The sequence below is a fragment of the Kordiimonas laminariae genome (assembly GCF_023008165.1).
GTDB classification, from domain to species: Bacteria; Pseudomonadota; Alphaproteobacteria; order Sphingomonadales; family Kordiimonadaceae; genus Kordiimonas; species Kordiimonas laminariae.
Map to the genome: position 1 here is coordinate 38,635 of NZ_JAKQZA010000003.1, position 26,484 is coordinate 65,118.

A 26,484-nucleotide genomic window follows, 5' to 3' on the forward strand; every position below is an offset into this window, starting at 1 on the left:
AAAGCCGAGGGAACCCTCGGCTTTCTTATCACTTTTTCTAGAACACCCTAGTTTAGACCGGGCGCTCTTGGAATATTCAGGTAACGGTCCCGAAGTTTGGTCTGTCGTGATACAAGCGGAATTTCCTCTCCCGCGATAAAGACAGTATCCGGGCTTGTCATCAACTCAAGTGGATCACCATTCCACACCACAACATCAGCATCTTTACCTGTAGTCATCGTACCGTAGGTAGCGCTAACACCGAAGATTTCAGCAGGGTTTACAGTCATCGCATCAACGGCAGCTTCCCAAGGAAGTCCCATGGCTACAGCGTTACCGGCAGCCTGTGGCAGCAGGCGTGTATTTGATGTATCAACTGGTGAAAAGGCAATTTTCACGCCCGCTGCATTCAAGCGAGCAGCATTAGCCCCCGTGGAAGCCAGCATGTCAAAACGAGACGGCAAGTTATCATGTGGATTTAGAACTACAGGGATACTGGCTGCAGCAAGCTTATCAGCTACCATCCAAGCTTCGCGAGCACCCATTACAATCACCTTGAAACCAAACATTTCCTTAAGCGCAATTGCCTGTTCAATGTCAGTTACCCGGTGTGCATAAACAACAAGGGATGTATCACCAGCAAAGAGAGCAGCTAGATTCTTTTCAGCTACGCTTTTCTCTTTGGGCTTTTTATCCTTCTTGTCATCGCCTTCCTTATCTTCTTTTTCTGCTTCATCCTTTGGCTTGGCATCTTTCAATTTCTTGATAATTGCCGGCCAGAGAACAGAACGGCTGCCACCATTTGAACGGGCAGAGCCTTCATCAGCATCCAAATAAATCATCGCCTGGTTTTTGATGATCATTTCACCTGGTGTATCACCAGCTAGACGAATAACAGCGCCTGTGCCAACCCACTGGTCTTTCGCACTGCTGAAGTGAGAAAGCGCGTGGGTTACCCCTTCAATACGTGTAATTTCAACACGTGTGTTGCGAGGGTTCAGGCCGTATTTGACATCAAGAGCGATACCGTCTTTCGCCTTCGCGGCAGACGCATCACTGTTATCTGCCCATGAGCCAACTTCACCCAATCCGATAGAACCCGATGCAGCCATAAAACCGGTGGTTACCCATTTACCTGAAGCATCAACTGTACGGTAACCTAATGGCACATCACCACCAGAAGCCACTGAAACAATCTTTCCGTCAGACATAAGGATGGTTGCGTTTTCCACCTTGCCTTTACCGCCATTTGTATAAGCTGTACCGCCTGTGATAGCGATATCTTCAGCGGAAACTGCGGTGAGAGCCGTGCTGGAGAGCGCAATCGCTGCTGCAGCACCAATGAGAGATTTCATCATCTTCATTTCACGTCTCCTTCACCAGGCATACCCAGTTCAAAATCAGATACTCGGCGTTTGGAAGCATCACTGCGATCATGCACAACAGCACCATCTACAAATGTGATATCTGCCTTCGCATAAACGCTGAATGGATCAGCAGACCAAAGAACAACATCCGCATTTTTACCAACTTCAAGCGTACCAGTAACATTATCAATACCAAGCGACTTAGCAGGGTTTAAAGACAGCCACTGCCATGCATCAGCTTTCGAAATATTCAGACCAACCTTATTACCATCAGCCAGCGCCTTTGCAGCTTCTTGGTTCAGGCGCTGAATACCGCCAGCATCATCAGAGTGAACAATAGCGCAAGCACCTGCTTTGTGCATGAAAGGAATATTTTCACGGATGCCGTCGTATGCTTCCATTTTGAAGCCGTACCAATCAGCCCACAAGGCACCGCAAACATTGTTTTCTGCTAAACGGTCTGCAATTTTATAAGCTTCAACACCATGCTGGAAACTGGCGATCTGATAATTAAACTCTTTCATCAGATCAAGCATCGTACCCATATCGTCAGCTCGGTAGCAGTGCATATGCACTTTAATTTCACCGTCGAGTACACCTACAAGTGTTTCCATACGGTGATCACGCTTCGGCGGTAACACATCTTTACCAGCCTTATAATCACGCTCATACTTTTCCCATTCGCGCTGATAAGCCTGTGCGTCAGACCATGCCTGACGGTAACCGTGCACGTTACCCATCCGAGTTGATGGGCGTTTGCTTACAGGGTTATTGCCGCGACCATAAACACGCTTCGGGTTTTCACCGCATGCCATCTTCAGGCCATATGGAGCACCCGGGAATTTCATGTCCTGTGCAACACGGCCCGGTACATTCTTGAGGGTTACTGAGCGACCACCAATAAGGTTTGCCGACCCCGGTAGAATTTGCAGCGCTGTTACACCACCTGCTGCTGCCCGGCCAAAACCCGGGTCCTGCGGCCAAACACTGTGTTCGGCCCAAACACCTGCAGTTACTGGCTCACCGATTTCATTTCCATCAGAATGCGAGCCTGTACCCGGGCTTGGGTACACACCAAGGTGGCTGTGTACATCGATAATACCCGGCGTTACCCAGCGGCCATTCGCTTCAATAACACGTGCACCAGTTGGTGCTTCCACAGAGGCACCGATAGCCTTAACTTTACCGTTTTCCAGCAGGATTGAGCCCCCCTCAATCATGCCGCCTTTACCGTCAAGAATATTCGCGCCTGTAATCAACGTAGTTTCAGATGGTAGTGGTGTATAACTGGATGGATATGGATCTTTGTTGATTTCAACAAAAGCACCCTGTTCGGTGGTGCCTTCCGGGCCGCATGCTGCAAGCACTGTCCCAAGCACAAGCATGCTAGCCGCAGAACGAGCAATAACGCCCATTCGAACTTTATAATTTTTCATGTTGGTCTCCCTATGTCTGCCATGTGTCTGACAGATCAGGCGAAACCCTATCAAGCAAAACAGTATGTGTCACTATAGCACTGGTACAACTTACGTTTATCTAAGTATAAAAAAACGGCGAGGAAACCCTCGCCGTCCTTCACACATTTAGCTGTGTTTCTTTTTTTAGTGAACGCCGTGCATCCATTTGCGTAGCAGCGGTGTCAGGATAAAGAGAACCACACCAATACCAATCGCAAGAAGTCCCACAGAGTGGAACAGATCAATTGTTGCTGGAACGCTTAGCTCACCAGAGCCAGAACCATGGCCTTCAGCACCTGTCAGGCTTGAAAGGAAACCAGCTACGAAGTTCGCAAATGCTGTGAACAGGAACCACATACCCATCATCATACCAACAAGGCGGGCTACAGAAAGCTTTGTGATCATAGAAAGACCAACAGGGCTCAAGCACAGCTCAGCAAGTGTCATGAAGAGATAGATTACAAATAACCAGAAGAAGCTCTTACCAGGGCCATCAGTTAGACCAAGGCCGTATGAGAATAAAAGGTACCCAATACCAACAAGCAGCATCGCAATACCAAACTTCGCTGGTGTTGAAGGCTCTAGGCCTCTCTTCGAAAGCTTTACCCACATCCAGGCAAATACCGGTGCGAAAAGAACAATGAATAGCGGGTTCATCGTCTGAACTTGTGCTGCTGTCAGCGTAAACAAGCCAAGGTCACGATTAAACTGCTGATCAGCAAGAAGTGTCAGGCTCGAGCCTTGCTGTTCAAACAGTGCCCAGAACACCACCTGGAATACGATAAGGATAGAAGCAACAAACAAACGCTCACGTTCTTCCTTTGTACATTTCATAAAGCCGTATGCTACCACAATCAGCAACATCAAGCCTCCAGTACCACCAAGTAGGGTACCAACAAGTGTTTGGTGCTGAACCAGCCACCACATTGCTACAACAGCTACGATACCACCAAGGTAGATCAGCCACTCTGTGCTCAAACCCGCAAATACAGGCTTCTTCAATTCTTCTTCATTTGGTGGATCCGCACGACCTTCAAGCAAGTGTTGACCTTTCCAGAATACCACCAGTCCAGCAAGCATACCAATACCAGCAAGACCAAAGCCGTAGCCCCAACCGTAAGTTTCACCGATACCAGCAACAAGCAGCGTTGCAAGAAGAGACCCAAGGTTAATACCCATGTAGAAGATAGTGAAACCACCATCACGACGTGGGTCATTCGGCCCATAAAGCGCACCAACAATTGTTGAAATGTTAGCCTTTAGAAAGCCCACACCTGTGATAATCAAGGCAAGAGAAAGGAAGAAGATTGAAACGTGCAGTTCCGATCTTTCAACCGCGTCTCCGCTCAGGATAGCTTGTGGTCCTTCAAAGGCGAGCGAGATATGACCTGCTACCAAAAGTATAGCACCGTAAGTCACCGCTTTCCGGCTACCGAGATAACGGTCAGCCAGATAACCACCAACAACTGGCAGCATATAAACGAGGCCTGTATAAGCACCATAAATCAGGCTGGCCTCACCAGCTGAAAAAAGAAAATGCTTTGTTAGAAAGAGAATTAAAAGTGCGCGCATACCGTAGTATGAAAAACGTTCCCACATTTCTGTTAGGAAACAAATACTTAGCCCTATAGGATGTCCTAGTAGCTCCCGTTGCTGCGACCCTTCGGTCGAACTTTCAACTGTGCTCACAAACTTACCCCTTGATTATTGATCTGTATTTCTGCGTCTTTCTGCGCAGATAACTCCCATGGCTCTTTGCCTTTAAAAAGAGCGCCCGCCACATTTAAGAACATAAAACTGTAAGATTCAGAAGGAAAAAACGATTAATTTTCAGAAAAAATGGCTCAAAGCCTTGAAAAAGCACTCGTTTACTCCACTGCTCTTCATTCTGATTTCACTCCTATAAGATTTACAACTGTTCAGAAAACCACATGAATCAGTATATCTAATGCCCACATTTACTTTCTTTTCATTCGTGCCTTGACTCAATGTGACATTTGTCACATATTTGCGACAAATGAATGAGAGGTCATTATGAAAATTTCCCCAAGTGAACTTCCGCTCCTTAAAGCGCTTTGGAGTAAGGGCGAATTGAGTGCACGTGAAATTCATGAGCAAGTTAGCGTTTCAAAGAGCTGGAGTTTTTCAACCACCCGTAAAACACTAGAGCGCATGGTCGGCAAAGATATGGTCACCATGAGGGAATTCCACGGTGTGCGGGTTTATACAGCACAAGTGGAAAAAGTATCCACACTCGCCAGCATGACCCGTGATTTCATCAGCCGTGTTCTTGAGGTAAAAGGCCCCCTTCCTGGTTCCATGTTCACTGGCAGTGAGATCCTCGAGCCAGATGAAATCAAAGAACTTGAAAAACTTATGAAAGACTTTGACGAAGGCGAGCGTTCATAATGTCAGCGCTTTTGTTTCATATCATTTGGGCGGCTGTTCTGCTTGTTATGCACCGATTGCTCGGTCGGCAGGTAGCAAACCTACGCAAAAACCCCAATCTGGTACTTTTTTTAATCGCACTATCGTTCGCCCCGTATCTAGGGATACTTTTCCCAACAACGGTACCAATGCTTCCCACCAATATCTGGCTGCCAAGCCTTGATGATATTTCGAACACCACCAACTTTAATGCAGTAGTAAGCTTGCCAACCTCTGAAAGTACTGTGATAGATATTTTTCAGTTGGTTATCGCAGCAGGTTGCATCATCAGCCTTATCCGATTTGGCTATAGTTACGTTAAACTCGCCCGAATTGCCCACTTTGCAAAAACATCTGATACAGCAGAAGACATACGTATTTCTGAAAGAAACATACCGCCATATGCCTTTGGCTGGCCAACACGAGCAGTTATTTTTCCTAAAGATCTTTTAGAAACAACAACGAAAGAACAACAGGCTCTTATTATCCGGCATGAGCAAATGCACATCCGGAAAAAAGACCCCGAGATAGCGACAGCCCTTGCGTTATTATCAGCCCTCTTCTGGTTCAATCCATTCTTAAAGAAGTTGATTGTAGCGTGGCATAATGCCTGTGAAATCAGAGCGGATAATTTCGCCCTGAAACGGGCTACAAAAAAAATGCGCAAAGCTTATGCAGAAGCACTGCTTTCAGCTTTGCGCAAGCCAGCAGGAATGGCACTGCAATGCCCTCCTGCTTCCTTCTCAAATCACAACTTGTGGAGTAACAAAATGAGAATTGAGACTATTATGAAAGGGATAGGCCCATCTCGCAAGCCAAAACGCGATAAAGCCATCCTCCTAGCTTTCCTCTTGGGAGTTCTAGGGGGTTCAGTAACACTGGCAAGCACAGCGCATGCTATTGGACAAATCAATCTTCCCTTCAGAAATGAACTGGCACCTATTGTAGATGGTTGCAAATCTCAAGCCTATGAAGCAATGCGTGAAGGCAGGGTTCATAAGGGAATTGATATGGCAGCCCCAATTGGCACACCTATCTTTGCCCCAGCCAATTCCTACGTTGTGGCAGCAACAGATGTTTACCAAAACAATCCGAAATGGGGCAAAGTGGTAGTGCTTCAATCAACCAGCGGCATCACAACAGTTTTTGCGCACCTAGATAGCTATGCTGTATCTGTTGGCGACAGAATAGAAGAAGGCGATGTCGTTGCATTCGTAGGCAATACCGGCCAGTCAACAGGGCCACATGTGCATATTGAAACCTATAAGAATGAAAAACGGGAAGACCCCGGGAAAATATGGCCCAGCCTGAAATAACATAAGAATTTCCGGCGACAATTAAGGTTATCGCACTCCCTTATATGGTCTGCTGCCGGGATAGATGCCATCTCTCACCCTACTGGGAGGTGGCATTGTTCAGTCTCGAACATGGTCCTCAAGAAATTCTTGCAAATACTTCAGATACACAGACCATGCTTGTGGTGTATTCAGCACATGACCAACATCATTAAGAGCGACAAACTCAACCTCTTTCCGCAAAGACAAAAGCCGACGCGCCATCTTTTGGCTGTGAAGAAACGGCACAACACTATCACTGGTACCGTGCAATAATAGCAGCGGATCTCTTATTAAATTGACCTTATGGAGTGGTGATTTCTGGAACAGTGCTTTCTCACTGCTATCACCAACAATAGCAGAGAGGCTAAGGTAACCAAACCGACTTCCCCGGAAATTTTCTACATAATCATTGAGAGAGGCAATGCCATTAAGACTAATGCCGCAAGCCAGTTTATGACTATCAAACGCTAGCGCCATCATGGCGGCATATCCGCCATAAGATCCCCCCATTATGCAAAGCCTATCACCACTCGCATAACCACTTGAGATTACCCAATCAATGGCCGAGGATATATCGCGCTGCATGGTGCCTCCCCACTCTCCATACCCTGCTTTCCTCCAAGCTTCCCCATATCCTGTAGAACCTCTGAAATTCGGTTGTACCACCGTGAAGCCCATGGCAACCAATAGAGACACTTGCGGATCAAATGCGCGCACTGCCCGGCTTTGAGGACCCCCGTGTAAATATAGAATTGCTTTCCCTTTGTCGCCGCCTTTGGGCGAGGATATCAATGTATGCATAAGCTTTCTTTTCGCTACCGGAATGAAAGCGCTTTCTGTTCGAACCATCGGCAGCAAGCTATACTTATGCTCAGGTAAAAGCATTGCTTCTTTCTTTGCTGTTTTATAAAGCACATAAGATGGGGGACGGTGACTATAGTCCACCATAAAAAGTTTCACCCTGCCGTCCCTACTACTGGAAAGGAAAGAAATATTGTCCTCTCCAATCTTATTCGCAACAAATTGAAGTTCCTCTTTAAAACCTTTTTGCCATACAAAGGCCTCCCGACCTTCTGCATAGAAAACTGCCCCAAAAACAACGTCAGCACCGGGATGTATGAGAGCAGAAGCAATATCATATCCTCGATGCCCAGCCAGCCGATCTATAAAATCACCGCTATTAATATCCAGCCGCCAAAGAGCCTTTTTGTCACTGGCATGCGCTGAAAGTGTAAGTGCTGTCGCACCACCTGTTTCAACCGAAAGAACCGCAGGCGGCGTGCCCATAATGTAATCGTGCTCTGAGATAACCTTCCAACTACCAGCTACGTCAGGCCCTAGAAGGATATGGTTATTGCCCTGAAAGCCTTCCCCAAGTTTTACTTCCCCTTCAGGAGAAGCCCACCAGCGGATAACCGGCGCCCACGCACTGATAATCTTCGTCGAAACACCTCTCACTGCATCCACTCGGTACACAGCTGGGTAACCCTTAACTTTTGGGTCTTCCCACTGCATTAAAATATTGGTCGGATCATCTGGGATCGCACTCAAAAGCACCGGAGGTAGCTCATTAGGCCTTGGTCCCCCGTTTTCTATAAGCGGCTTTAAACGCTTAATATGAGCATCATAAAGAACAAGGCCACCTTCTTTAAGCGACAATAAAAGACGGCCATCACCGACCCAGGCGGTCCAAAGAACTTGTGATCGTTGGTACGGGAGCTTCTCCCTATTCGAAAACCCCTTTTCCCAACGCCAAACAGAAAGCTGAGCTTGCTTCGTTTCTCTTGTATAAGCTGAAATGAAATGGCCATCCTCTGACAGCATAGGTTCCGCTATTAGCGGATTATCCGACAGTTGCTGGATAAGTGCTTCGTCAGCCACTGCATAGTATGACGGCACAAACAAAGCTATAATCAGAATAAACAGCAAATTTCTCATGAATATTCCCATGCATTATTCATGCAAGTATCTGGGCAAAAGGTCAATTTCCACTTAATGCCGCTACGGCCTTCTATAACATCCCGGATAGGTATCAGATTTACTTGCCATAAAACCTAATTGCGCCAAATAATAACTCAAGGATAACGGGACAATATCATGGCAAAACATTCTTCGACGCAGTGGCAGATAATCAAGCCATCTGATATATTAACCAAGGAAGAAAGCCACCGGATCAGGCAACGGTCTGACGCGTGGGGGTTCTGGCTGGTCTTTCACTGCTGGGCAATGATTGCCGCAGCCTGGGCGCTGTATCTACTACTCCCTAATCCAATTACATTTTTTGTAATGCTTATCGTTGTTGGTGGTCGTCAGTTAGGGCTTTCAATCCTTATGCATGAAGGCAGCCACGGCATGCTTTTTAGAACCCGGAACCTAAATGAAAGAATTACCCAGTGGTTTACAGCCTGGCCTGTGCTGTTAAACGTGCATGGATACCGTATCCGTCATATGGCCCATCACCGTTTTACCCGCACGGAGAAAGATCCTGAGAACTTCCTATATACTCCCTTTCCAGTGACTAAGCCAAGTATGGCACGGAAATTCCTACGTGACCTTACAGGTATTGCATTTGTCCGCACTAATGTCGGTCTGTTCCGTTATTTCTGGGGAGAAAAGGAAGGCCGCGGAAAACGTTTGTTTGATTTCTATGCAGGCCCAATTTTCATGAATGCAGTAATGTTCGCTGGCTTCTTCCTCGCAGGCATGCCTGAGCTTTATTTCTTAATGTGGCTATTGCCTCTAGCCACCACATATATGCTGGTGCTTCGGATCAGAAATATTGCCGAACATTGCACCATGCCTGACCTAGAAGACCCACTTAAAAACAGCCGCACCACGCTCGCAAACATCTTTGAACGCGCGACAGTAGCCCCATACTGGGTTAACTATCATATCGAGCATCATGTGCTGCCATTTGTACCCTGCTACCGCCTCAAGGAAGTTCATAAATTGATGCTTGAAAAGGGATATGGGGAGCGCATGGAGATAAAAAAGGGATATTGGGACGTGCTTAAGCTGAACGCAGCCTTATAGCCTTCTCACATTTTTTCTGTGACTTTTTCCCATTCTGATTTAGGTCATAAAGACAGGGGTTAATCGGAATGGGGAGGATATCCGTGGCTTTTTCTTGGAAAACAGGCGTTAAGGTAGCTATCGCTGGAGCAGTGCTTTATGGGGGCTATGTAGCTGTGAACTTCGGTTTGGGCTTTTATGAGCTTGCGACTTTTTACGATACGGAAAAGATAACAGAAAACTTCCGGACAAGCTCCGCCAAATTCCCACATTCTGTGATTAAAACCAGCACGCCATGGGAGTTCAAACGCGCTGAGCAGACTATCCCACAACAGTATGAATATGACGGGAAGACTAAGGATTTAGCCGAATTCCTCGAGATCACGGGGACAACAGGTCTGCTTGTTGTAAAAGACGACACCATTTTGTTTGAGGAATATTATCAGGGCGAGAAAGATACTGACCGCCATAACATGTTCTCAGTAACCAAATCTTTTGTTTCCGCACTTATTGGTATTGCGATCGAAGACGGTCTTATTGAAAGCATCGATGATCCAATCACCAAGTATGTACCGAAACTCAAAGGTAGTGGTTATGATGGCGTGATCATCAGGGATATTCTAACGATGTCATCCGGTATTCGCTTTACAGAAGATTATGGTGATCTCTCCTCGGACGTAAACCGTATGTCTATGGCCATCGCAACTGGCGGGTCACTTGATGATTTTGCAACGAGCCTCATAAGTGAACGCGAACCCGGTACTTTCAATAACTATGTTAGTGTAGATACCCATGTTCTCGGCATGATGCTTGTAAATGTCACTGGAAAAACCCTTACAGACTATCTTCAGGAGAAAATCTGGCAGCCAATTGGTATGGAGCATGAAGGTATTTGGGCCATTGATGGTGAAGGCATGGAAGTGGCTATGGGCGGCATGTCTGTAAGCCTAAGAGATATGGCGCGTCTGGGCAGACTATATCTCCATGAAGGAAATTGGAACGGGGAACGCATTGTTCCAGCACAGTGGGTGAAAGACAGCGTAACTCCAAGCGCTCCTCATTTGATGGCTGGTTTTAATAACCCCGGTTCAGATACGCCTTACGGATACGGTTTTCAGTGGTGGACCCCATCAAAACCACGAGGTGATTATATGGCTTCAGGTATTTACCACCAGTTTATATATGTAGACCCAAGCACAAACATTATCATTGCAAAAACCAGTGCAAACAAAGGCTTCACCAACCCGGAAAACAAAATGCAGAAGGACGAAACTATTACTGCCTTCCAACAGATTGCCAAGAAGCTTGCAGCCGACGAATAATCATTCAGACATAGCACACTAAAAAAGCTGGCTCAGAGCCTGCTTTTTTATTTTCCCAATAGGTTTGGAAAATTCGCGTTTTTGGGGTAAGGTTCAAATCAAGAGTAAAATAGTATCGTTTTAATCGGGGGTCTCACATTCCTTATTTAGGAGACAAAAACGTATGCCGGCTCTGTTTTCCAGATTTTCTCTAGCGCCCTGGCAACTCCTTGTTATCTCAATAATTCTACTGGTTTATGCAGTTTCCTACAGCGTATTTAGGCCTGATATTATTCCACCAGCCTTAGGTGAATTTGCGCTTATTGGTGTCATACTTTGTTCGGCAAGCTTTGCTAACCCCAACATCCCCTATATGGCCGTTGTAATACTCACCGCGCTCAACATATCAGGTGTTTTTTACCGTTATGGTCAAGATGTCTCCGGCACTATGCTTTTGACTAACCTTTTAGGTACTGTACCGATGTGGGCAGCAGCTTATCTGGCACAACAATATAGACGGCTGCAAACAGATGCCCGGTCCTCAAGCAGCCGCCTTCAAGCTGTTTGGGATACTGTCGTAGACGGCATGATCTTAATCGATAACCGAGGTATCATTAATGCAGCCAATCCAGCATCAGAGGAATTATTTGGTTATCAATCATCAGAGATGATTGGACAGAATGTTAAAATGCTGATGCCTGCCCCCTATAAGAAAGAACACGACGGTTATATTCAGTCCTACGTTGAAACTTCCAAAGCCAAAATCATTGGTATTGGCCGTGAAGTTCAAGGGCAGCGTAAAGATGGCTCAATCTTCCCTCTATATTTAGCGGTAAGCGAGACCAAATTGGGCGGGGAACTCTATTTCACTGGTATTGTAAGAGACCTGACAGAACAAACCGAAGCCCAAAACAATCTGCTAGAAGCCAAGGAGGACGCTGAACGCGCTAATAAAGCGAAAACCGAATTCCTATCTTCCATGAGCCACGAACTACGCACCCCTCTCAATGCTGTGCTTGGTTTTGCCCAGCTCCTGCAGATGGATAACAACAACCCACTGAATAAACAGCAACGTGAATCCTTGCGGCTTATTCTGAGAAGCGGTGATCATCTACTTGCCCTTATCAACGATGTGCTGGATTTATCCAAAATTGAAAATGGCGCTATTGATATTGTGCTAGGAGATACAAATAGCTCCGAAGTTATCGCTTCCTGCAAGGAGCTTATTGCTCCGCTTGCGGAAAAATATGAGATTGATGTGAAATTAGATTTCACCGCCCATGAAGATTACATCATTACAGCAGATAAGATGCGTCTTCGTCAGGTTCTTCTAAACCTTGTTAGCAATGCGGTTAAATACAACAAACCAAAAGGTTCAGTTCGCATCAAATGTGAAAAAGTCGAAAAAAATCTGAGAATACTTATAGAAGATACAGGCATTGGAATACCGGCAGATCAAGCCGATACAATCTTTACCCCCTTCACCCGGTTGGGTCACGAAAATACCATTGTTGAAGGTACAGGTATCGGACTATCTATTTCACAAACGCTGATGCATATGATGAATGGTTCTATCGATTTCAAAAGCTCACCTACCGGTACAAGCTTCTGGATTGAAATCCCTTTTAGTGAAACACAATCTAACTACCAGTACACTCATGAAGAAAAACAGCAGTACAGTGCAGTCTCCAGAAACACCCGCGCAAAACTATTGTATATTGAAGACAACCCTTCAAACATTTTACTTTTGGAACACTTGTTACTGAATGTAGATAGCGTGGAAATGGAAAGTTGCCCTACCGCAGAACTGGGTATCGAACTAGCAAAAAGAAAAGGCTATGATCTAATTCTCATGGACCTGAACTTACCCGGGATGAGTGGCCTTGAAGCTTTCTCCATTCTACAAAAAGACCCCCGCACGATTAATGTTCCCATTGTTGCAATCACTGCAGATGTAACCACTGCCACACAAGATAAGGTAAAGGAACTCGGCTTTCGGGATTATCTCTCAAAACCCCTTGATGTATTGGCTGCACTCGACACCATCCAATCGCATTTAATCAGCAGCATTGAAGAGCGTTCGCAACCACCGCACTAAGGCTTCTTTACTTTATTTTGGAACTCCGCAATTACTGTCAGGAAGTTGCGGCCATATGCTTGCATCTTAGCCTCACCAAAGAAAAGGAAGCATGATGCAAACAGAAACACAAAAACGGCTTAAACGAGTAATCGATCATATAGACGATCATTTGGATACATCGCTATCCGTTACTCAGTTGAGCCAAGTAGCCTGTTTTTCAATGTATCATTTTCACCGCGCTTTTGCTGAACATGCCAACATAAACATTGGCAACTATGTTCAACTTCTAAAGCTTAAACGAGCTTCCTACCAGTTAGCTTTTCGCAAAGAACTCCAAATAACGGAAATCGCTTTTGATGCGGGCTATGAAAATTCTGAGTCCTTTTCACGGGCATTCAAGAAAGTATTTCAACAACCTCCTTCTCTTTTTCGGAAAACACCTGACTGGTGCTTTTGGTACGAGCAACTTAAACCCATTAGCGAGGCTAGAAGTTTAATTATGTCCCAATCACCTTCAACAACCGATCTCACTTTCATTGATTTCCCTGAAACAAAAATTGCAGTGCTGGAACACAGAGGCAACCCCAATACAATTCTCAGTTCTGTACAGACATTCATCGCATGGCGCAAAGGGGTAGGGCTATCACCACAAATTAGCGAAACCTATAACATCGTTTATGATGACCCTTTCCTAACCACACCCACCGACTTCCGGTTTGACATATGCGCATCCACCACGCATGACGTAGCTGAAAATTCATATGGTGTTGTAACCAAAACCATCCCCGCAAACCGCTGTGCCGTGCTCAGGCATATTGGGCGCGATGAAACTATAGGGGAAACTTGTTCCAATCTGTTTGAGAACTTGTTGATAGATGCTAATGAAACACTTGGAGATTTTCCGATGTTTTTCCATAGGGTTACTCTATTCCCGGATGTGTCCGAACGCGAAATGATCACTGATATATATGTACCGCTGAAATAACCTGCCCACGACAGCAGGAAGGCCTGTGCGAAACATCCATAGCGCAGGCCTATAAAAAACATCTTGATTCTGTAGTTGCTACAGATTTTATTATCCATAGCGTTTCAATTATACTGCAACCGGAGACGCATATGTTCACTGCAGAATTCATCGTATTATGGGGGCCCGTTGCTCTGATAAACATTGCCCTGATTTGGGGGTTTTCTCGTATCCTGTTCCTTTCCAGAAAAGAGAGCGTGTCGGTGCTCTCTGTACTTTCAAAAAAGAAAACACTTTCTGAAAGCATGGCATCAGCCGTCGCAATTGTGTTGGATGGCTATCTGCTCATACGGCCTTTCATTCCAAAGCTGGATCAGCTGGTTTATAGTTTTACCCATCCATTTTCTGTATTTGGAGTTGCGCTTATGGCGCTCGGTATTGGCATCGCTATCTTGAGCCAAATTGATATGGGTAAAAGCTGGCGTATCGGTATTCCCGAAAATAAAGAAGATAGCCAGAACCTTATTACTGGCGGGCTTTACAGCTACAGCCGCAACCCAATTTATGTAGGCATTATGATTTTCGTGATCGGCGCAACGCTAGCTGTATCAGGGCCTATTACGATTTTCTCCATGTTAGCTACCGCTATCCTCATTGGAAAAATCATCGAAGATGAAGAGGCCTTCATGCGCCAATCATTCGGTGAGGAATATGATTGTTACTGCAAGCGTGTACGTCGCTGGCTTTAGGTATAAAAATAGCCGGCTCTATAAAATAGGCCGGCTACATTTGTTTAGCTTCTTGAGGGTCTAACCTTCTTCAGCGTCAACCGAACGGCAACCATATGTAAGGCCGCCACCTTGTGCACGGTTATCTTCCACAAAGATTTGCATCTCTGTCGGGCAGCTGAACTCATCACGATCACCAGATGGTAGTGTTACTGTCAGGTAATTGTTGTGATGATCATCGTAGCGGCCGTTACCGCCTTCGATAGATACAGCACAAGCGCCAAGTGAAAGCACAGCAATAGTTACAAATGTAGCGTTAAGTAGTTTCATGGGTCGTCTCCTGTCGCATATGTTTTATTGGTGCTTATGCACCTTAGTTATAAAGCGATCAGTAACCCGATTTCCCACTTAACGCAAGTAGCTAAAACGTTACCTCAAGGCCCACCTGCCAGAAACGTCGCTGAGCGATGGTTTCAAGGCCTGTTGCTGAAAGTGCTGAAATTACCTCAGCATCAAACAAGTTCTCAATATTAGCGAAAGCGGTAATCCCTTCTTTCACTTCAAACCTTGCCGCAGCATTCACTGTGAAGATATCATCAAGCCTGCGTTCATTCAGATCATCGTCGAACTGACCAGAACGATAAAGGCCTTCAACCTTCAACCAAGCCCCTTGCCAGCGCTTTTCCGCACTTAGTGTGAAACTATGTTTTGGTGTTTGAACTGGCCGTAAGCCTTCAAGTTCTGGCCGCACATCAAAATCACTAATCCGGCTATCAGCGAACAGATAAGCTACCCCAAAACTTAAGCCATTCTGAAGCCCAAGAGACGCATCAAATTCAATACCATCAGTGATACTTTCATCAATGTTTGCACGTTGGCGAAGCACGCCACCGTTTGGCACAAATCCACCAAGAGGGAAGAAACCAGGGCCAAAGCCTACGGTGATATTCCCTACACCATCCTTCAGCCAGTTGCGGAAGAAAGTGATGTTGGCCTCAACATTATTGAGCGGTTGATATTCGAAGCCAATCTCAACACCGTAAAGTGTTTCTGCCTCAAGGTTTGGGTTAGCTTCTGTGATATCATTGCCCACTCGGAACGGACGATAATATTCATTCAGCGTTGGAAGGCGCCAGCTTTTATAGGCTGCACCTTTAATATCAATAGCACCAGTGATACGGCGTTCAGCCCCGATGCGGCCAGACCATATCCAATCGCTCTGGTTTTCAATCGCATCATTTCTAACCTCAGAGCTATCTTCAAGGTTGGTTTCAACTCGCTCCCCGTTATAGGTTTTATAGCGGTCAACCCTCACGGAGCCACTGAATGATCCCCAAGTTTCATCTGCCTGATAATCTGCGTATGCACCAACAATCCACTGATCCCCACCTGCACGGCGAACACGGGTAAAGCCCGCTCCAAGATTGCGGAAACGTTCATTGGTTTCACCGCTGTTCCTGCGGCCATCAACACCCGCTTCAAAACCATTCCACTGAACACGGGCAAGGAAACCTGCGCCCCATCCTGGGATATCAAATTGATCAAGCACCGGGCGTGCTACTGTACGTTCATCGCGTGCTGCTACAAAGACATTATTAAACTGGCGGTCACGGTAATAACTGGTCAGCTCATAGAGTGCGCCAGAAGCGGCTTCATGAAGCACGCGAAGAGAGGCATCCACTGCTTCTGTTTCGTTAAGACCTTCTTCAAAACCATTTTCCCGTTCTTCACGGTAATAACGTACGGTTGGGAAAATCGTTGTACTATCGCTCAGAGCGTAACGAGCTTTGATAGACGCAGATGTTGCTTCACTCGCTGCCCTTGTATCAATAGGGCCGCGCTGCTCTTCGTTCAAAAGGAAAAAGCCATCGCTTTCAAAATGCCCTGCTGTGACGGTTACATACCCTTTTTCACCAACCAGAGACAATCCGCCACTAAGGTCATAGCTATCAAAGGCACCAAAAGATGCTGAGGCAAAGCCGCCGCTTTCCTCAGGTACATCAGAAATAATATCAACCCGGCCTACAAGCGCCTGCGCACCACCTGAACCAGCCGAACCGCCTTTTTGAACACGGAGTTCCTTGATCGCCTGTTTAGGCAAACCGCTCCAATATACCCAACCACCAAACGGATCAGTGATAGGCACACCGTCATACGTTACAAGCACACGGCCAGCCCCGTTTGCGCCAACACCGCGCATATTGAGGCCCTGAATAGTTGGGTGAGCGCTTAAGCTGTTCGCGCGTCTGAAAAGGCCAACGCCCGGCACTTCAGATAAGAGGCTATCAATTCTAAGCGCAACACTATCCTCTACATCAATTGTCGTAACGCTCTGCCCTACAGCTTTAACTTTAAGGCGTTCGGCAGTGACATCGATTTCTTCAGGAAGGCTATCAGCGCTGTTTGCGGCGAGACTGAACGTCAGTAGAGCTAACGGAGCCGCCATCGTTTTCAAAGTTGGTACGTACATAGGATGCGATTAATGCAATTTCTTCATCGGTTAAAAAATCAAAACCCGGCATTTCGTTGCCGTAGTCGCTGGTGCCCGGCTCAACAGCTGCGCTACCCAAAAGGATCATATCGATTACACCGCCCTTGGGGCCATTTGCGCGCTCGCTACCAATCAGTTCAGGCTGCAAGAACATAACGCCGCTGCCATCAATTTGGTGGCATGTGCCACAATTAGCTTCATAAAGCGATTTACCAGTTACCTTCACGTCAGCCTCTTGAGCTGCCGCCATAGAGAAAGCCCCCACCAAAATGATGAGGGCTGATAGAATACTAATTTGCTTCATAACTCACTTTCCAAACGCGCCCACCAGACATCAGGCTGGAGATATAGAGCGAGCCATCTTGGTCTTCTGCGAGGCCCATCGGACGGTGCTTTGCATCACGAGGGGAACGGATCTCCTGCGTGCCTGCAAAACCATCTGCAAAGGTCACCCACTTGCCTGTAACCTTGCCTGCAACATCCATAGGAACAAACGCAACTCGGTAACCCTGCTGAGGCATAGGTGCCCGATTCCAGCTACCATGGAATGCAATGAAGGCACCATGTTTGTATGGCTCAGGTGCTTTTGAACTTGTCATAAAGAGCAGGTCGTTTGGTGCCCAGTGCCCTGGGAAACCGGCCAGTGGCATCTGGCCAATATCAGATTCTGTAGTGCCGTCACCACCATACTCAGGCATCTTCATACGCTTGCCTTGAAGATGATCATAGTAACTGTAAGGCCAGCCAATGTCAGAGCCCCTGTCTACACGGTGGAATTCTTCCGCTGGCAATTCAGCGCTTTCTTCGACAGTGAAATGCTCCGGGAAAAACTCAGCAAGTTGATCACGACCATGCTGCGCGAGATATAAACCATCAGCATGTGGGTTCCAATCAAGCGCTACAGCGTTTCTCACCCCAGTTGCGTATTTTTCCGCATCTTTCTGATGTTGGTTTTGCTCGGTAGCACTAAAGCGCCAGATACCACCAAAGTCTTCTAGAATCGGGCATGGGTTCATACCTGGCGAACCTTTGGTACGAGCTTTTTCCATACAAGCATTAGACGGCGCACCAACATTTACAAACAAGTTGCCTTTACCATCAAGCGCAAAGCTTTTCGCTGCGTGTTGGCGTTTTTCAATAAAACCATGCGCAATAAGCTCCGGCTTTTCTGTTGGAATGCCGCCTTCTTCCGGCAGCTTCCAGCGCATAATGCTTACATCAGTACCGAAATATAGGTACCCGTCATAAATACCGATTCCGGTACCACGTAGTTTATTACCAAAATAAAGTGTTTCATCTGCATCACCGTCGCCGTCTGTATCGCGCATAGCCACCAGACCCATACGGTTCTTCGGGCGCATTAAAGCGCCATAAAGCCAACCGTTATCCGCCTTAACAATATGACGAACAAAACCAACTTCATCTGCAAATACTGTAGCTTTAAAACCTTCCGGCAGGCGAATACCTGTTTCAGGATTAACTGTGGCGCTTTCATCAACACCAAGTGGTGCCGGCCCTGCGCTCACTACCGCTGTTCCCCCCAAAACTACGGTTGCCGCTAAAATATTTTTAATCATGTCTTCCCTCTCAGCATCGGAGTGATTAGCTATAACGTAGAAAAGGGCCAGCCACTAGTTAACTGAAGGTAAAATTACCGTGCATAACGAAAATACATCCAAAGGTGTATTCAATACACCAAATCCGAAAACCATGGACCTACTGTTAAATCGCCGCAGTGTAAAAGCCCGTGATATGGTTGGCAGCGGCCCTGACAAAGAAACTATCTCACAGATATTACAAGCTGCCATGCGTGTGCCCGACCACGGCAAACTTGCGCCCTGGCGTTTCATTGTACTTGAAGGTAATGAAAAGGAAAAGCTTGGTGATTTGATCGCTGAAGCCCTGCAGGCAGAAAATAATGCCCGCGAAACCGTTGCCGAGAAAATGAAAGGGTATGCCACACAAGGCCCTGTACTCATTATTGCAGTATTCAGTCCATCTAGCGCACGTCCAATCCCGATCTGGGAACAGTGGCTTTCCGCAGGGGCCGCATGCCAGAACATGCTAGTTGCTGCCACCGCCCTTGGTTATGCAAGCCAGTGGCTTACCGGGTGGGCATCAACCTCCCGCCATGTGGCAAAAGGATTAGGCTTGTGTGAACAGGAGCAAGTAGCTGGTTTTATGTTCCTTGGCAACCATCCCGAGGAGCAACCAACCGAACGTCCGCGACCAGAGTTTGACAAACAAGTATATTTTGGTTTCCCTAAAGCATGATTATTAGTCCAAATTACAAGCCTGAACCCGCTTTCCTTACCTTAGGGCAAGGATACGGCGATGAAGTGGAAGCAGCCGACTTCCCGAAAACAATCATCCGGTACAGAAACGACCGAGCAGCCAGCGAGATTGGGCTTGATGGGCTAACAGATGAAGAATGGACAAACCATTTCGGGCGGTTTAATCCACTGCCCGGCAATTTGATGGAGCCAATTGCCCAGCGGTATCATGGGCATCAGTTCAGGCATTATAACCCTGATATTGGGGACGGTCGCGGCTTTTTGTTTGCACAAATGCGAGACCAAAACAACCGTTTGATGGACTTAGGCACTAAGGGAAGTGGACGCACTCCCTACAGCAGATCTGGTGATGGTCGCCTGACCCTAAAAGGCGGCTACCGGGAAATATTGGCAACAGAACTCCTGGAAGCACTTGGCGTTTATACAAGCCGCACGCTTTCCATCATTGAAACAGGTGAAAGCCTGCACCGGGGTGATGAACCATCTCCAACCCGCTCGGCTGTTATGGTAAGGCTTAATCACGGCCATATTCGCATTGGCACTTTCCAGCGACTTGCTTATTTCACGGAAACTGAGTTGATCAGTAAGTTGGTGGACTACTGCCTAACTCATTATTACGGTGAGACACCATCTGGCTCAGCGCAAGATCGTGCGCTCAAGTTCCTCTCGTTGGTAACTGAGAAAGTTGCCATACAAGCTGCTGAACTGATGGCAGCCGGATTTGTCCACGGTGTTCTCAATACAGATAATATCAATATCACAGGTGAGGTGTTTGATTTTGGTCCGTGGCGTTTCCTACCGACAATGGATCTTGCTTTCACCGCCGCCTATTTTGATGAACACGGTCTATATTCTTTCGGGCATCAGCCAGATGCACTGCACTGGAACATATACCAGCTCGGCGGAGCACTTGCAGATATTTGCGAAGAACAGGCCTTAAAGGATGTGCTGGCCGTATATCCTGAGGTTTATCTACGCACCATTCGGGAAAAGCTGTTGCGGCGCCTCGGCATCAAACCAAAGGGTGACAAGATTGATGATGAACTCCTCACTCATTTAAATAAATTTATGACCACAGAGAATTTCCCATACGAACGCTTTTTCTTCGACTGGTATGGCGGCGGTGCAAGCGAAGATCGTGCGATGACAGGCCCAGAGGCTCACCACTATAGTAAGCCAAGCTATGGTGAATTTATTGCAGCGTTAAAATCTTATGATCCGGTTAATGAAGCTGCTCTAAGCAACGCGTATTTCCTGAACGGTAAACCATGCACCATGCTGATCGAAGAGGTGGAAGAGTTGTGGTCCCACATCACAGAGCGTGACGACTGGAAACCCTTCCACCAAAAGCTTGAAGCTATTAGAGAGATGGGTCAGGCGCTCGCCTGATTTTCATTCAGCGCCAACCCAACACCCTTTAGTTTACGGATGATCATATAGATCAACAGCCCTACCGGCCCGAATACAAAGGTAAATAACTGGCTTGGTATGCGAATATACCAAGCGAAATCGTGCCGCTCAGCATCCCGGCCAATCCATGCGCCCACAAACAGATCAAACACAAGATAATGCACCCACCCTACAAGAACACCGTTGGGATGACTAAAGAAAGCAGCAACACTCGCGGCATCCGACATACCAGCCCCTTCAGCCGCAGCGCCAAAGAAAATACCGCGCACGAGGAATATGGTATAAACTGTACCAAACAGCAGCGGATAGAAACCACTGTGTACGATAACTGCGGTTACTCTTGATTTCGGTAGAAACCATAAAAGCAGCCACGCTGGTAAAACACCTAAATTAATAAATTTATAAGCCAGTTCGTATTCCATTTATCCCTCACATTTATCATTGAGTTTGGTAACCGCCGTTTTGGAAACTGATTTCCAGTTCTCGAGTTTCGTTTTCACAACCAATACACTTTCCTGATTAAAGCGGACCGCATACCGCTTAAGTGTTTCATCAAGCTTTGCTTCACGGCAATCATCCATAATCAAGGTTATAAGGCGGGAACGTTCCTTAGCTCCTTTATAATAACCAATGGTTTTCGCTACATTGAAGCCTACGAATGCCTTGGCAAATTCAGCTTCATAAGCTTGCCACTCCGCAAGAGAAACAGCGCCACCCTCTGGTTTAGAAAGGCCAAAATAGATTTTATATTCAAAATCTTTGGAAAAAGCCGATGATGAAACGGCAGATAAAAGCATCAGAACAAGCAGAATTTTACGCATAAAAATACCCCCGAACTTTCATTCGGGGGCACTCTATCACTAAACTTGGTGATTGAACATTAAAGCTTGATAACGGCCATTTTGTCCTGGGTCATATCATGCATGGTATACCCAATACCACCCGTATTGTAGCCAGATTGCCTGCGCCCAGCAAACGGCATCCAGTCAACCCTGAACGCAGTATGATCATTCACCATTACAGCCGTTGCATCAAAATTCTGTACAGCTTTCATGGCTACATCTAGATTCTTGGTGAACACTGATGCCTGGAAAGCAAACGGCAAACCATTAGCCTGCTTGATAGCATCGTCCATATCATCATAGCTGTAGACACACACCACAGGGCCAAAGATTTCCATACTAGAAACCCGAACGTCCGTTGGCGGATCAAGAAGTACAGTTGGTGCATAAGTGGTATCACCAAGACGTTTTCCGCCAGCTAATACCTTCGCGCCAGCTTCCACAGCTTCATTCACCCATTCTTCTACCCGGTCAACTTCCTGCGGACGAATAAGTGGGCCGCAATCAACTGTCTCGTCTGTTGCGTTACCGACTTTTAGTTTCAACGCTTCAGCAGCCAGCTTTTCAGCTACAGACTGAGCCATCGATCGCGGTGCAAACACACGCTGTACAGATACACACACCTGTCCTGAATGGTAGAAACCACCTTTAGCAAGAAGTGGGATCATTGCATCCACATCGGCGCTTTCTTCAATCAACACGGGGGCTACGCCGCCATGTTCAAGCGCACAGCGCGTACCCGGTGCCAGTTTGGAGCGGAGCATCCAGCCCACACGCGCTGATCCAATGAAAGAAAAGAAAGCCACGCGGCCATCTGTTACCATTTGCTCAGCAACCTGATTGTTACAGAGTGCAAAATGGCACCACTCCTTAGGCAGGCCTGCTTCATACAGCATATCCACAAATGCTTTACAGCTAAGTGGTGTATCCCCCGCAGGCTTCACAATTACTGGGCAACCCGTTGCAATAGCTGGTGCCACTTGGTGCACAATCAGATTAAGCGGGTGGTTAAACGCTGACGCTGCAATCACAACACCGATTGGCTCACGCTGGGTGAACGCGATGCGGCCAGAACCGGCAGCGGTGAGATCCATTGGGATTTCTTTGCCTGTCATCAACCCTATTTCATGGATTGCCAGCCCAACACCATCAATGGCACGGTCCACTTCCACACGAGCATCAACAAGCGGCTTACCACCTTCATTTGCGATCAGGTAAGCAAGCTCATCAAAACGCGCACGCATTAGCTCTGCGAGTTTTTTCAGCACTTCTATCCGCTTGTAAGCAGGTAACCACCTGCTGCGATCTGTTGCCAAACCGTGGCACGCATCAAGCATACCGTTAACTTCATCCCAGCCTGACATTGGTACTGAGCCAATAACCTCTAGGCTATATGGGTTTACTACTTCGCGCATTTCAGTGCTCATATTAGGCATACCTTTTCTGCAAGTTCATCAATAAGAACGCGCTTGTTCTCTGAATAATCCACAGGCACATCAACAAGATGCACACCGCCAGCCTTAAAGGCTTTTTCAAAGGTAGGTACTAAATCTTCGGTGCGCTCAACACGGTGTCCGGTTGCGCCATAACTATTGGCATACTGCACAAAATCAGGGTTATTGAACTCAAGACCAAAATCTTCAAACCCGGCCTGGTTTTGCTTCCAGCGGATCATACCGTATGAGCTGTCATTAAGCACTGTCACCACAAGGTTAAGCCCTAGGCGCACGGCTGTTTCGATCTCTTGGCTGTTCATCATAAAGCCACCATCGCCGCAAATCGCCATCACTCGGCGGTCTGGATACTGGAGCGCCGCCATCATGGCAGACGGCAAACCCGCCCCCATTGTTGCGAGCGCATTATCCAAAAGCACTGTGTTTGGCTCGTAAGCTTTATAGTTTCGCGCATACCAGATTTTATAAATACCGTTATCAAGCGCGATAATATCCTTCGGGCCCATAACCTTACGGGTATCGCCCACAAACCGCTGCGGGATAATCGGGAAACGGCCATCATCTACAAGCTCGCTTGTGTGGCTTTCAATTTCCGTACGCACTTTATTGAAGTAAGCGTCCTCACAGGAAACAACACCACCCAGCTTTTCTTCCAGACGCTCAATCGAACGCGCGAGATCACCAACAACTTCTACCTGTGGGAAATAAACCTGATCCACCTGAGCGGCTTTATAGTTCACGTGGATAACCTTCTTACCGCCTTCTTCCATAAAGAACGGTGGTTTTTCCACAACGTCGTGGCCGACATTAATAATAAGGTCAGCCCGGTCAATTGCACAGTGAAGATAATCACCATCTGAGAGTGCCGCTGTACCAAGGAATAGTTCCGAACGCTCATCAATCACACCTTTACCCATCTGGGTATTGAAGAATGGAATACGAGTAGTTTCTACAAACTTGCTAAGGGCTTCACGTGCATCTTTGCGGTTTGCGCCTGCACCCAACAGAAGAAGCGGCATTTTTGCTTCTTTAATAAGGCTTGCTGCTTCCTCAAGCACAGTATGGTCAGCCACCGCATAGTGACGTGGATGCGGCTGCAACACTGCTTCATCCGTTTCTTCTTCAGCAATATCTTCAGGGAGTTCCAGAAGCACAGCGCCCGGGCGCTCTTCTTCGGAAACACGGAACGCTTCACGAACCAGCGCAGGGATCGTGTTACCATGCACAATCTGTTTAGCCATCTTACAGATCGGATCAAAAAGGCTCACCACATCCACAATCTGGAACTGGCCCTGCTTTGATTTTTTAATAGGTTTCTGGCCTGTGATCATAATAAGCGGCATACCACCAAGATGTGCATAGGCTGCAGGCGTTGCAAAGTTTGTGGCACCCGGCCCCAGCGTTGCCATACACACACCAGCTTTACCAGTAAGGCGGCCATATGTTGCCGCCATAAAGGCTGCACCCTGCTCGTGGCGGGTAAGTACTAGCTTGATAGTTGAGGAGCGAAGAGATTCCAAAAGATCGAGGTTTTCTTCACCGGGGACAGCGAAGATATATTCCACCCCTTCTGCCTCTAGGGCTCTTACAAATAGGTCAGAAGCTTTCATTGTTTTAGCCGAACTCATACTGTCCTCCTGGGGTAATAAATTGAAATAAGTGTTTGATATGGGGGTTAGCATCATCATTTAAACGGCAGGTATGGTTCCTAACTCCGAAACCTGCCGTTCGATTTTTAGATATGCGAAATATTATTCAGCCGCTTTCTGTGTCTCTGGCTCTGGATAGAGCTCATCCATAGAAATGCTTCTACCATTATCAAGTACGACACGTGCATGATAACGCTTTAGCTGTCTTGGTTCAGGCACGCCGCAACTGTGAGCAAGGATACCTACCTCTTTTTTCATATTCTTCGCGTAGCTTGCCACCCGCTCAGATTTCGAAGCTGGATCAAGACCATATTGAAGTTTTTCATTGTGCGTAGTGATACCTGTCGGGCATGTATTTTTATTACATTGAAGTGCCTGAATACAGCCAAGTGCAAACATAAAGCCTCGTGCTGAATTCACGAAATCAGCGCCTGCGCAATAAGCCCATGCAACCTCTGACGGATTGATCATTTTACCGCTTGCGCACACTTTAATGCGTTCACGAAGGCCATATTTCTTTAGGATATCAACAACCAACGGAAGACTTTCACGGATTGGCATTCCCATGTTATCGATCAGACTCATCGGAGCTGCACCTGTACCACCATCAGCACTATCAATGGTGATAAAATCAGGCGCACTTTCAATACCGCGCTCATTAATCAGCTTACACATAGTTTCAAAGAAACCATAAGCGCCAACCACCGCCTTAAAGCCGACTGGTTTGCCAGTTGTTTCGCGTACGTAATGGAGCATATCCAAAAGATCATCCACACTGTCAATCTCAGGATGACGGTTCGGGCTGATTGCATCTTCACCCACGTTGATACCGCGGATGTTCGCAATCTCCTCATTTACCTTGGCACCCGGCAAAATGCCGCCCTTACCCGGCTTTGCGCCCTGGCTAAGCTTCAGTTCGAACATTTTCACCTGTTCACGTTCCGCCACCGCTTTCAACTTTGCTTCGTCAAAACCACCTTCTGGCTTACGCACACCAAACTTGGCAGTACCAATCTGGAATACGATATCTGCACCACCTTCAAGGTGATATGGAGATAAACCACCTTCGCCTGTATTCATCCACATCCCGGCCTTTTTCGCGCCTTTTGAAAGAGCCAGAACAGCAGGAATAGAGATCGCACCATAGCTCATACCGGAAATATTGAAGGTACTATCTGTCTCATACGGATGCTTACAATATGGCCCGATTTGAACCTTTGATGGTTCTTCCGCATCTTTCTCAAGTGTTGGGAAAGGGCAGTTCACGAAATATACGGTGCCCGCAGGGCGCAAATCTCTGGACGAACCAAAAGCTACTGTTGAATCAACATTTTTAGCAGCGCGGTAAACCCAGGAACGTTCCGCGCGGTTGAAAGGCATTTCTTCCCGGTCGAGCGCGAAGAAATACTGACGGAAAAACTCGCCAAGATGTTCAAACAAATACCGAAAACGTGCAATTACCGGATAATTGCGCCTAAGCGTACTTTCTGTCTGTGTTTTATCCCGCACATAGGTAAAGGCAAACCACAGCACGCCCAAACCGACTACGGTGATAAAAAGAAAAGATAAAAGCTCAAGAAATGCTACAACAAACTCAGGAATTTGGCCCATACTCATCGTTTGTTCTCCTAATAATGAGGGAGTATCATACAACGATACCACTAAACTTTCCGCAAATAACGGACGGTAAAG

22 protein-coding genes are annotated in these 26,484 nt (G+C 46.8%); 9 read left to right on the plus strand and 13 right to left on the minus strand.

Annotated features, from left to right (window positions below; translation table 11 throughout):
- Nucleotides 1-47: 47 nt before the first annotated feature.
- The 3 genes from MF542_RS06125 to MF542_RS06135 form a co-directional block, all read right to left on the minus strand.
- Nucleotides 48-1,343, minus strand: coding sequence for an amidohydrolase family protein (locus MF542_RS06125; protein WP_247017048.1), 1,296 nt, complete (start codon nucleotides 1,341-1,343; stop codon nucleotides 48-50).
- Nucleotides 1,340-2,782: an amidohydrolase gene (locus MF542_RS06130; RefSeq protein WP_247017050.1), complete on the minus strand. Its 1,443-nt coding sequence runs from the start codon at nucleotides 2,780-2,782 to the stop codon at nucleotides 1,340-1,342. Before MF542_RS06130 ends, MF542_RS06125 begins: the two co-directional genes overlap by 4 nt.
- 165 nt (nucleotides 2,783-2,947) lie before the next feature.
- On the minus strand, nucleotides 2,948-4,492 hold the full coding sequence (locus tag MF542_RS06135) for a peptide MFS transporter (protein WP_247017052.1): 1,545 nt from the start codon (nucleotides 4,490-4,492) through the stop codon (nucleotides 2,948-2,950).
- Nucleotides 4,493-4,837: 345 nt separating this feature from the next.
- Between MF542_RS06135 and MF542_RS06140 the strand changes: the two genes are divergently transcribed.
- Both MF542_RS06140 and MF542_RS06145 read left to right on the plus strand, forming a co-directional pair.
- Nucleotides 4,838-5,212 carry a BlaI/MecI/CopY family transcriptional regulator gene (locus tag MF542_RS06140; RefSeq protein ID WP_247017054.1) on the plus strand — a complete coding sequence of 125 codons (375 nt, stop codon included), beginning with the start codon at nucleotides 4,838-4,840 and terminating at the stop codon, nucleotides 5,210-5,212.
- On the plus strand, nucleotides 5,212-6,546 hold the full coding sequence (locus MF542_RS06145) for a M23/M56 family metallopeptidase (RefSeq protein ID WP_247017056.1): 1,335 nt from the start codon (nucleotides 5,212-5,214) through the stop codon (nucleotides 6,544-6,546). Before MF542_RS06140 ends, MF542_RS06145 begins: the two co-directional genes overlap by 1 nt.
- A 99-nt stretch (nucleotides 6,547-6,645) precedes the next feature.
- Here MF542_RS06145 and MF542_RS06150 read toward each other — a convergent pair whose 3' ends face one another.
- Nucleotides 6,646-8,505, minus strand: coding sequence for an alpha/beta hydrolase family protein (locus tag MF542_RS06150; RefSeq protein ID WP_247017058.1), 1,860 nt, complete (start codon nucleotides 8,503-8,505; stop codon nucleotides 6,646-6,648).
- A 159-nt stretch (nucleotides 8,506-8,664) separates the two neighbouring features.
- Between MF542_RS06150 and MF542_RS06155 the strand changes: the two genes are divergently transcribed.
- The 5 genes from MF542_RS06155 to MF542_RS06175 all read left to right on the plus strand — a co-directional run bounded on the left by MF542_RS06155 (nucleotide 8,665) and on the right by MF542_RS06175 (nucleotide 14,673).
- Nucleotides 8,665-9,600: a fatty acid desaturase family protein gene (locus tag MF542_RS06155; protein WP_247017060.1), complete on the plus strand. Its 936-nt coding sequence runs from the start codon at nucleotides 8,665-8,667 to the stop codon at nucleotides 9,598-9,600.
- Between the two features lie 83 nt (nucleotides 9,601-9,683).
- Complete coding sequence (locus tag MF542_RS06160) at nucleotides 9,684-10,901, plus strand: serine hydrolase domain-containing protein (RefSeq protein ID WP_247017062.1); 1,218 nt, start codon at nucleotides 9,684-9,686, stop codon at nucleotides 10,899-10,901.
- Nucleotides 10,902-11,064: 163 nt separating this feature from the next.
- A complete protein-coding gene (locus MF542_RS06165; protein ID WP_247017064.1) occupies nucleotides 11,065-12,978 on the plus strand; it encodes a hybrid sensor histidine kinase/response regulator in 1,914 nt (637 codons plus the stop codon).
- Nucleotides 12,979-13,069: 91 nt separating this feature from the next.
- Nucleotides 13,070-13,945 carry an AraC family transcriptional regulator gene (locus MF542_RS06170; RefSeq protein WP_247017066.1) on the plus strand — a complete coding sequence of 292 codons (876 nt, stop codon included), beginning with the start codon at nucleotides 13,070-13,072 and terminating at the stop codon, nucleotides 13,943-13,945.
- A gap of 131 nt (nucleotides 13,946-14,076) precedes the next feature.
- Nucleotides 14,077-14,673 (plus strand): methyltransferase family protein, encoded by a 597-nt coding sequence (locus tag MF542_RS06175; RefSeq protein ID WP_247017068.1) that lies wholly within the window; start codon nucleotides 14,077-14,079, stop codon nucleotides 14,671-14,673.
- Nucleotides 14,674-14,733: 60 nt separating this feature from the next.
- On the opposite strand, the gene MF542_RS06180 is transcribed toward MF542_RS06175, so the two are convergent.
- The 4 genes from MF542_RS06180 to MF542_RS06195 form a co-directional block, all read right to left on the minus strand.
- Nucleotides 14,734-14,982, minus strand: a complete 249-nt coding sequence (locus MF542_RS06180; RefSeq protein ID WP_247017070.1) for a hypothetical protein — start codon at nucleotides 14,980-14,982, stop codon at nucleotides 14,734-14,736.
- Nucleotides 14,983-15,073: 91 nt separating this feature from the next.
- Nucleotides 15,074-17,098 (minus strand): TonB-dependent receptor, encoded by a 2,025-nt coding sequence (locus tag MF542_RS06185; protein WP_247017072.1) that lies wholly within the window; start codon nucleotides 17,096-17,098, stop codon nucleotides 15,074-15,076.
- The gene (locus MF542_RS06190) at nucleotides 17,046-17,447 is read right to left on the minus strand and encodes a c-type cytochrome (RefSeq protein ID WP_247017074.1); all 402 of its coding nucleotides are present in this window, start codon (nucleotides 17,445-17,447) and stop codon (nucleotides 17,046-17,048) included. The genes MF542_RS06185 and MF542_RS06190 overlap by 53 nt, the downstream gene beginning before the upstream one ends.
- The gene (locus tag MF542_RS06195; protein ID WP_247017076.1) at nucleotides 17,434-18,720 is read right to left on the minus strand and encodes a PQQ-dependent sugar dehydrogenase; all 1,287 of its coding nucleotides are present in this window, start codon (nucleotides 18,718-18,720) and stop codon (nucleotides 17,434-17,436) included. Before MF542_RS06195 ends, MF542_RS06190 begins: the two co-directional genes overlap by 14 nt.
- A 79-nt stretch (nucleotides 18,721-18,799) precedes the next feature.
- Between MF542_RS06195 and MF542_RS06200 the strand changes: the two genes are divergently transcribed.
- On the plus strand, nucleotides 18,800-19,417 hold the full coding sequence (locus MF542_RS06200) for a nitroreductase family protein (protein ID WP_247017078.1): 618 nt from the start codon (nucleotides 18,800-18,802) through the stop codon (nucleotides 19,415-19,417).
- Nucleotides 19,414-20,826: a protein adenylyltransferase SelO family protein gene (locus MF542_RS06205; protein WP_247017080.1), complete on the plus strand. Its 1,413-nt coding sequence runs from the start codon at nucleotides 19,414-19,416 to the stop codon at nucleotides 20,824-20,826. Before MF542_RS06200 ends, MF542_RS06205 begins: the two co-directional genes overlap by 4 nt.
- Here MF542_RS06205 and MF542_RS06210 read toward each other — a convergent pair.
- The 5 genes from MF542_RS06210 to MF542_RS06230 form a co-directional block, all read right to left on the minus strand.
- Nucleotides 20,811-21,269 (minus strand): ABA4-like family protein, encoded by a 459-nt coding sequence (locus MF542_RS06210; protein ID WP_247017082.1) that lies wholly within the window; start codon nucleotides 21,267-21,269, stop codon nucleotides 20,811-20,813. The two genes, MF542_RS06205 and MF542_RS06210, sit on opposite strands and share 16 nt — an antisense overlap.
- A complete protein-coding gene (locus MF542_RS06215; RefSeq protein ID WP_247017084.1) occupies nucleotides 21,270-21,668 on the minus strand; it encodes a DUF3574 domain-containing protein in 399 nt (132 codons plus the stop codon).
- Nucleotides 21,669-21,727: 59 nt separating this feature from the next.
- Complete coding sequence (locus tag MF542_RS06220) at nucleotides 21,728-23,125, minus strand: aldehyde dehydrogenase family protein (protein ID WP_343264858.1); 1,398 nt, start codon at nucleotides 23,123-23,125, stop codon at nucleotides 21,728-21,730.
- Nucleotides 23,113-24,771: an acetolactate synthase large subunit gene (locus MF542_RS06225; protein ID WP_247017088.1), complete on the minus strand. Its 1,659-nt coding sequence runs from the start codon at nucleotides 24,769-24,771 to the stop codon at nucleotides 23,113-23,115. The genes MF542_RS06220 and MF542_RS06225 overlap by 13 nt, the downstream gene beginning before the upstream one ends.
- A 123-nt stretch (nucleotides 24,772-24,894) precedes the next feature.
- The gene (locus MF542_RS06230; RefSeq protein WP_343264862.1) at nucleotides 24,895-26,403 is read right to left on the minus strand and encodes an FMN-binding glutamate synthase family protein; all 1,509 of its coding nucleotides are present in this window, start codon (nucleotides 26,401-26,403) and stop codon (nucleotides 24,895-24,897) included.
- Nucleotides 26,404-26,484: the final 81 nt, after the last annotated feature.

Excerpts from the sequence above, each read along its gene's own strand:
- MF542_RS06125 (WP_247017048.1), bottom strand. The coding sequence starts at position 1,343 with ATGAAGATGATGAAATCTCTCATTGGTGCTGCAGCAGCGATTGCGCTC.
- MF542_RS06130 (WP_247017050.1), bottom strand. The coding sequence starts at position 2,782 with ATGAAAAATTATAAAGTTCGAATGGGCGTTATTGCTCGTTCTGCGGCT.
- MF542_RS06140 (WP_247017054.1), top strand. The coding sequence starts at position 4,838 with ATGAAAATTTCCCCAAGTGAACTTCCGCTCCTTAAAGCGCTTTGGAGT.
- MF542_RS06145 (WP_247017056.1), top strand. The coding sequence starts at position 5,212 with ATGTCAGCGCTTTTGTTTCATATCATTTGGGCGGCTGTTCTGCTTGTT.
- MF542_RS06150 (WP_247017058.1), bottom strand. The coding sequence starts at position 8,505 with ATGAGAAATTTGCTGTTTATTCTGATTATAGCTTTGTTTGTGCCGTCA.
- MF542_RS06155 (WP_247017060.1), top strand. The coding sequence starts at position 8,665 with ATGGCAAAACATTCTTCGACGCAGTGGCAGATAATCAAGCCATCTGAT.
- MF542_RS06165 (WP_247017064.1), top strand. The coding sequence starts at position 11,065 with ATGCCGGCTCTGTTTTCCAGATTTTCTCTAGCGCCCTGGCAACTCCTT.
- MF542_RS06170 (WP_247017066.1), top strand. The coding sequence starts at position 13,070 with ATGATGCAAACAGAAACACAAAAACGGCTTAAACGAGTAATCGATCAT.
- MF542_RS06175 (WP_247017068.1), top strand. The coding sequence starts at position 14,077 with ATGTTCACTGCAGAATTCATCGTATTATGGGGGCCCGTTGCTCTGATA.
- MF542_RS06180 (WP_247017070.1), bottom strand. The coding sequence starts at position 14,982 with ATGAAACTACTTAACGCTACATTTGTAACTATTGCTGTGCTTTCACTT.
- MF542_RS06185 (WP_247017072.1), bottom strand. The coding sequence starts at position 17,098 with ATGGCGGCTCCGTTAGCTCTACTGACGTTCAGTCTCGCCGCAAACAGC.
- MF542_RS06190 (WP_247017074.1), bottom strand. The coding sequence starts at position 17,447 with ATGAAGCAAATTAGTATTCTATCAGCCCTCATCATTTTGGTGGGGGCT.
- MF542_RS06195 (WP_247017076.1), bottom strand. The coding sequence starts at position 18,720 with ATGATTAAAAATATTTTAGCGGCAACCGTAGTTTTGGGGGGAACAGCG.
- MF542_RS06205 (WP_247017080.1), top strand. The coding sequence starts at position 19,414 with ATGATTATTAGTCCAAATTACAAGCCTGAACCCGCTTTCCTTACCTTA.
- MF542_RS06210 (WP_247017082.1), bottom strand. The coding sequence starts at position 21,269 with ATGGAATACGAACTGGCTTATAAATTTATTAATTTAGGTGTTTTACCA.
- MF542_RS06215 (WP_247017084.1), bottom strand. The coding sequence starts at position 21,668 with ATGCGTAAAATTCTGCTTGTTCTGATGCTTTTATCTGCCGTTTCATCA.
- MF542_RS06220 (WP_343264858.1), bottom strand. The coding sequence starts at position 23,125 with ATGCCTAATATGAGCACTGAAATGCGCGAAGTAGTAAACCCATATAGC.
- MF542_RS06225 (WP_247017088.1), bottom strand. The coding sequence starts at position 24,771 with ATGAGTTCGGCTAAAACAATGAAAGCTTCTGACCTATTTGTAAGAGCC.
- MF542_RS06230 (WP_343264862.1), bottom strand. The coding sequence starts at position 26,403 with ATGGGCCAAATTCCTGAGTTTGTTGTAGCATTTCTTGAGCTTTTATCT.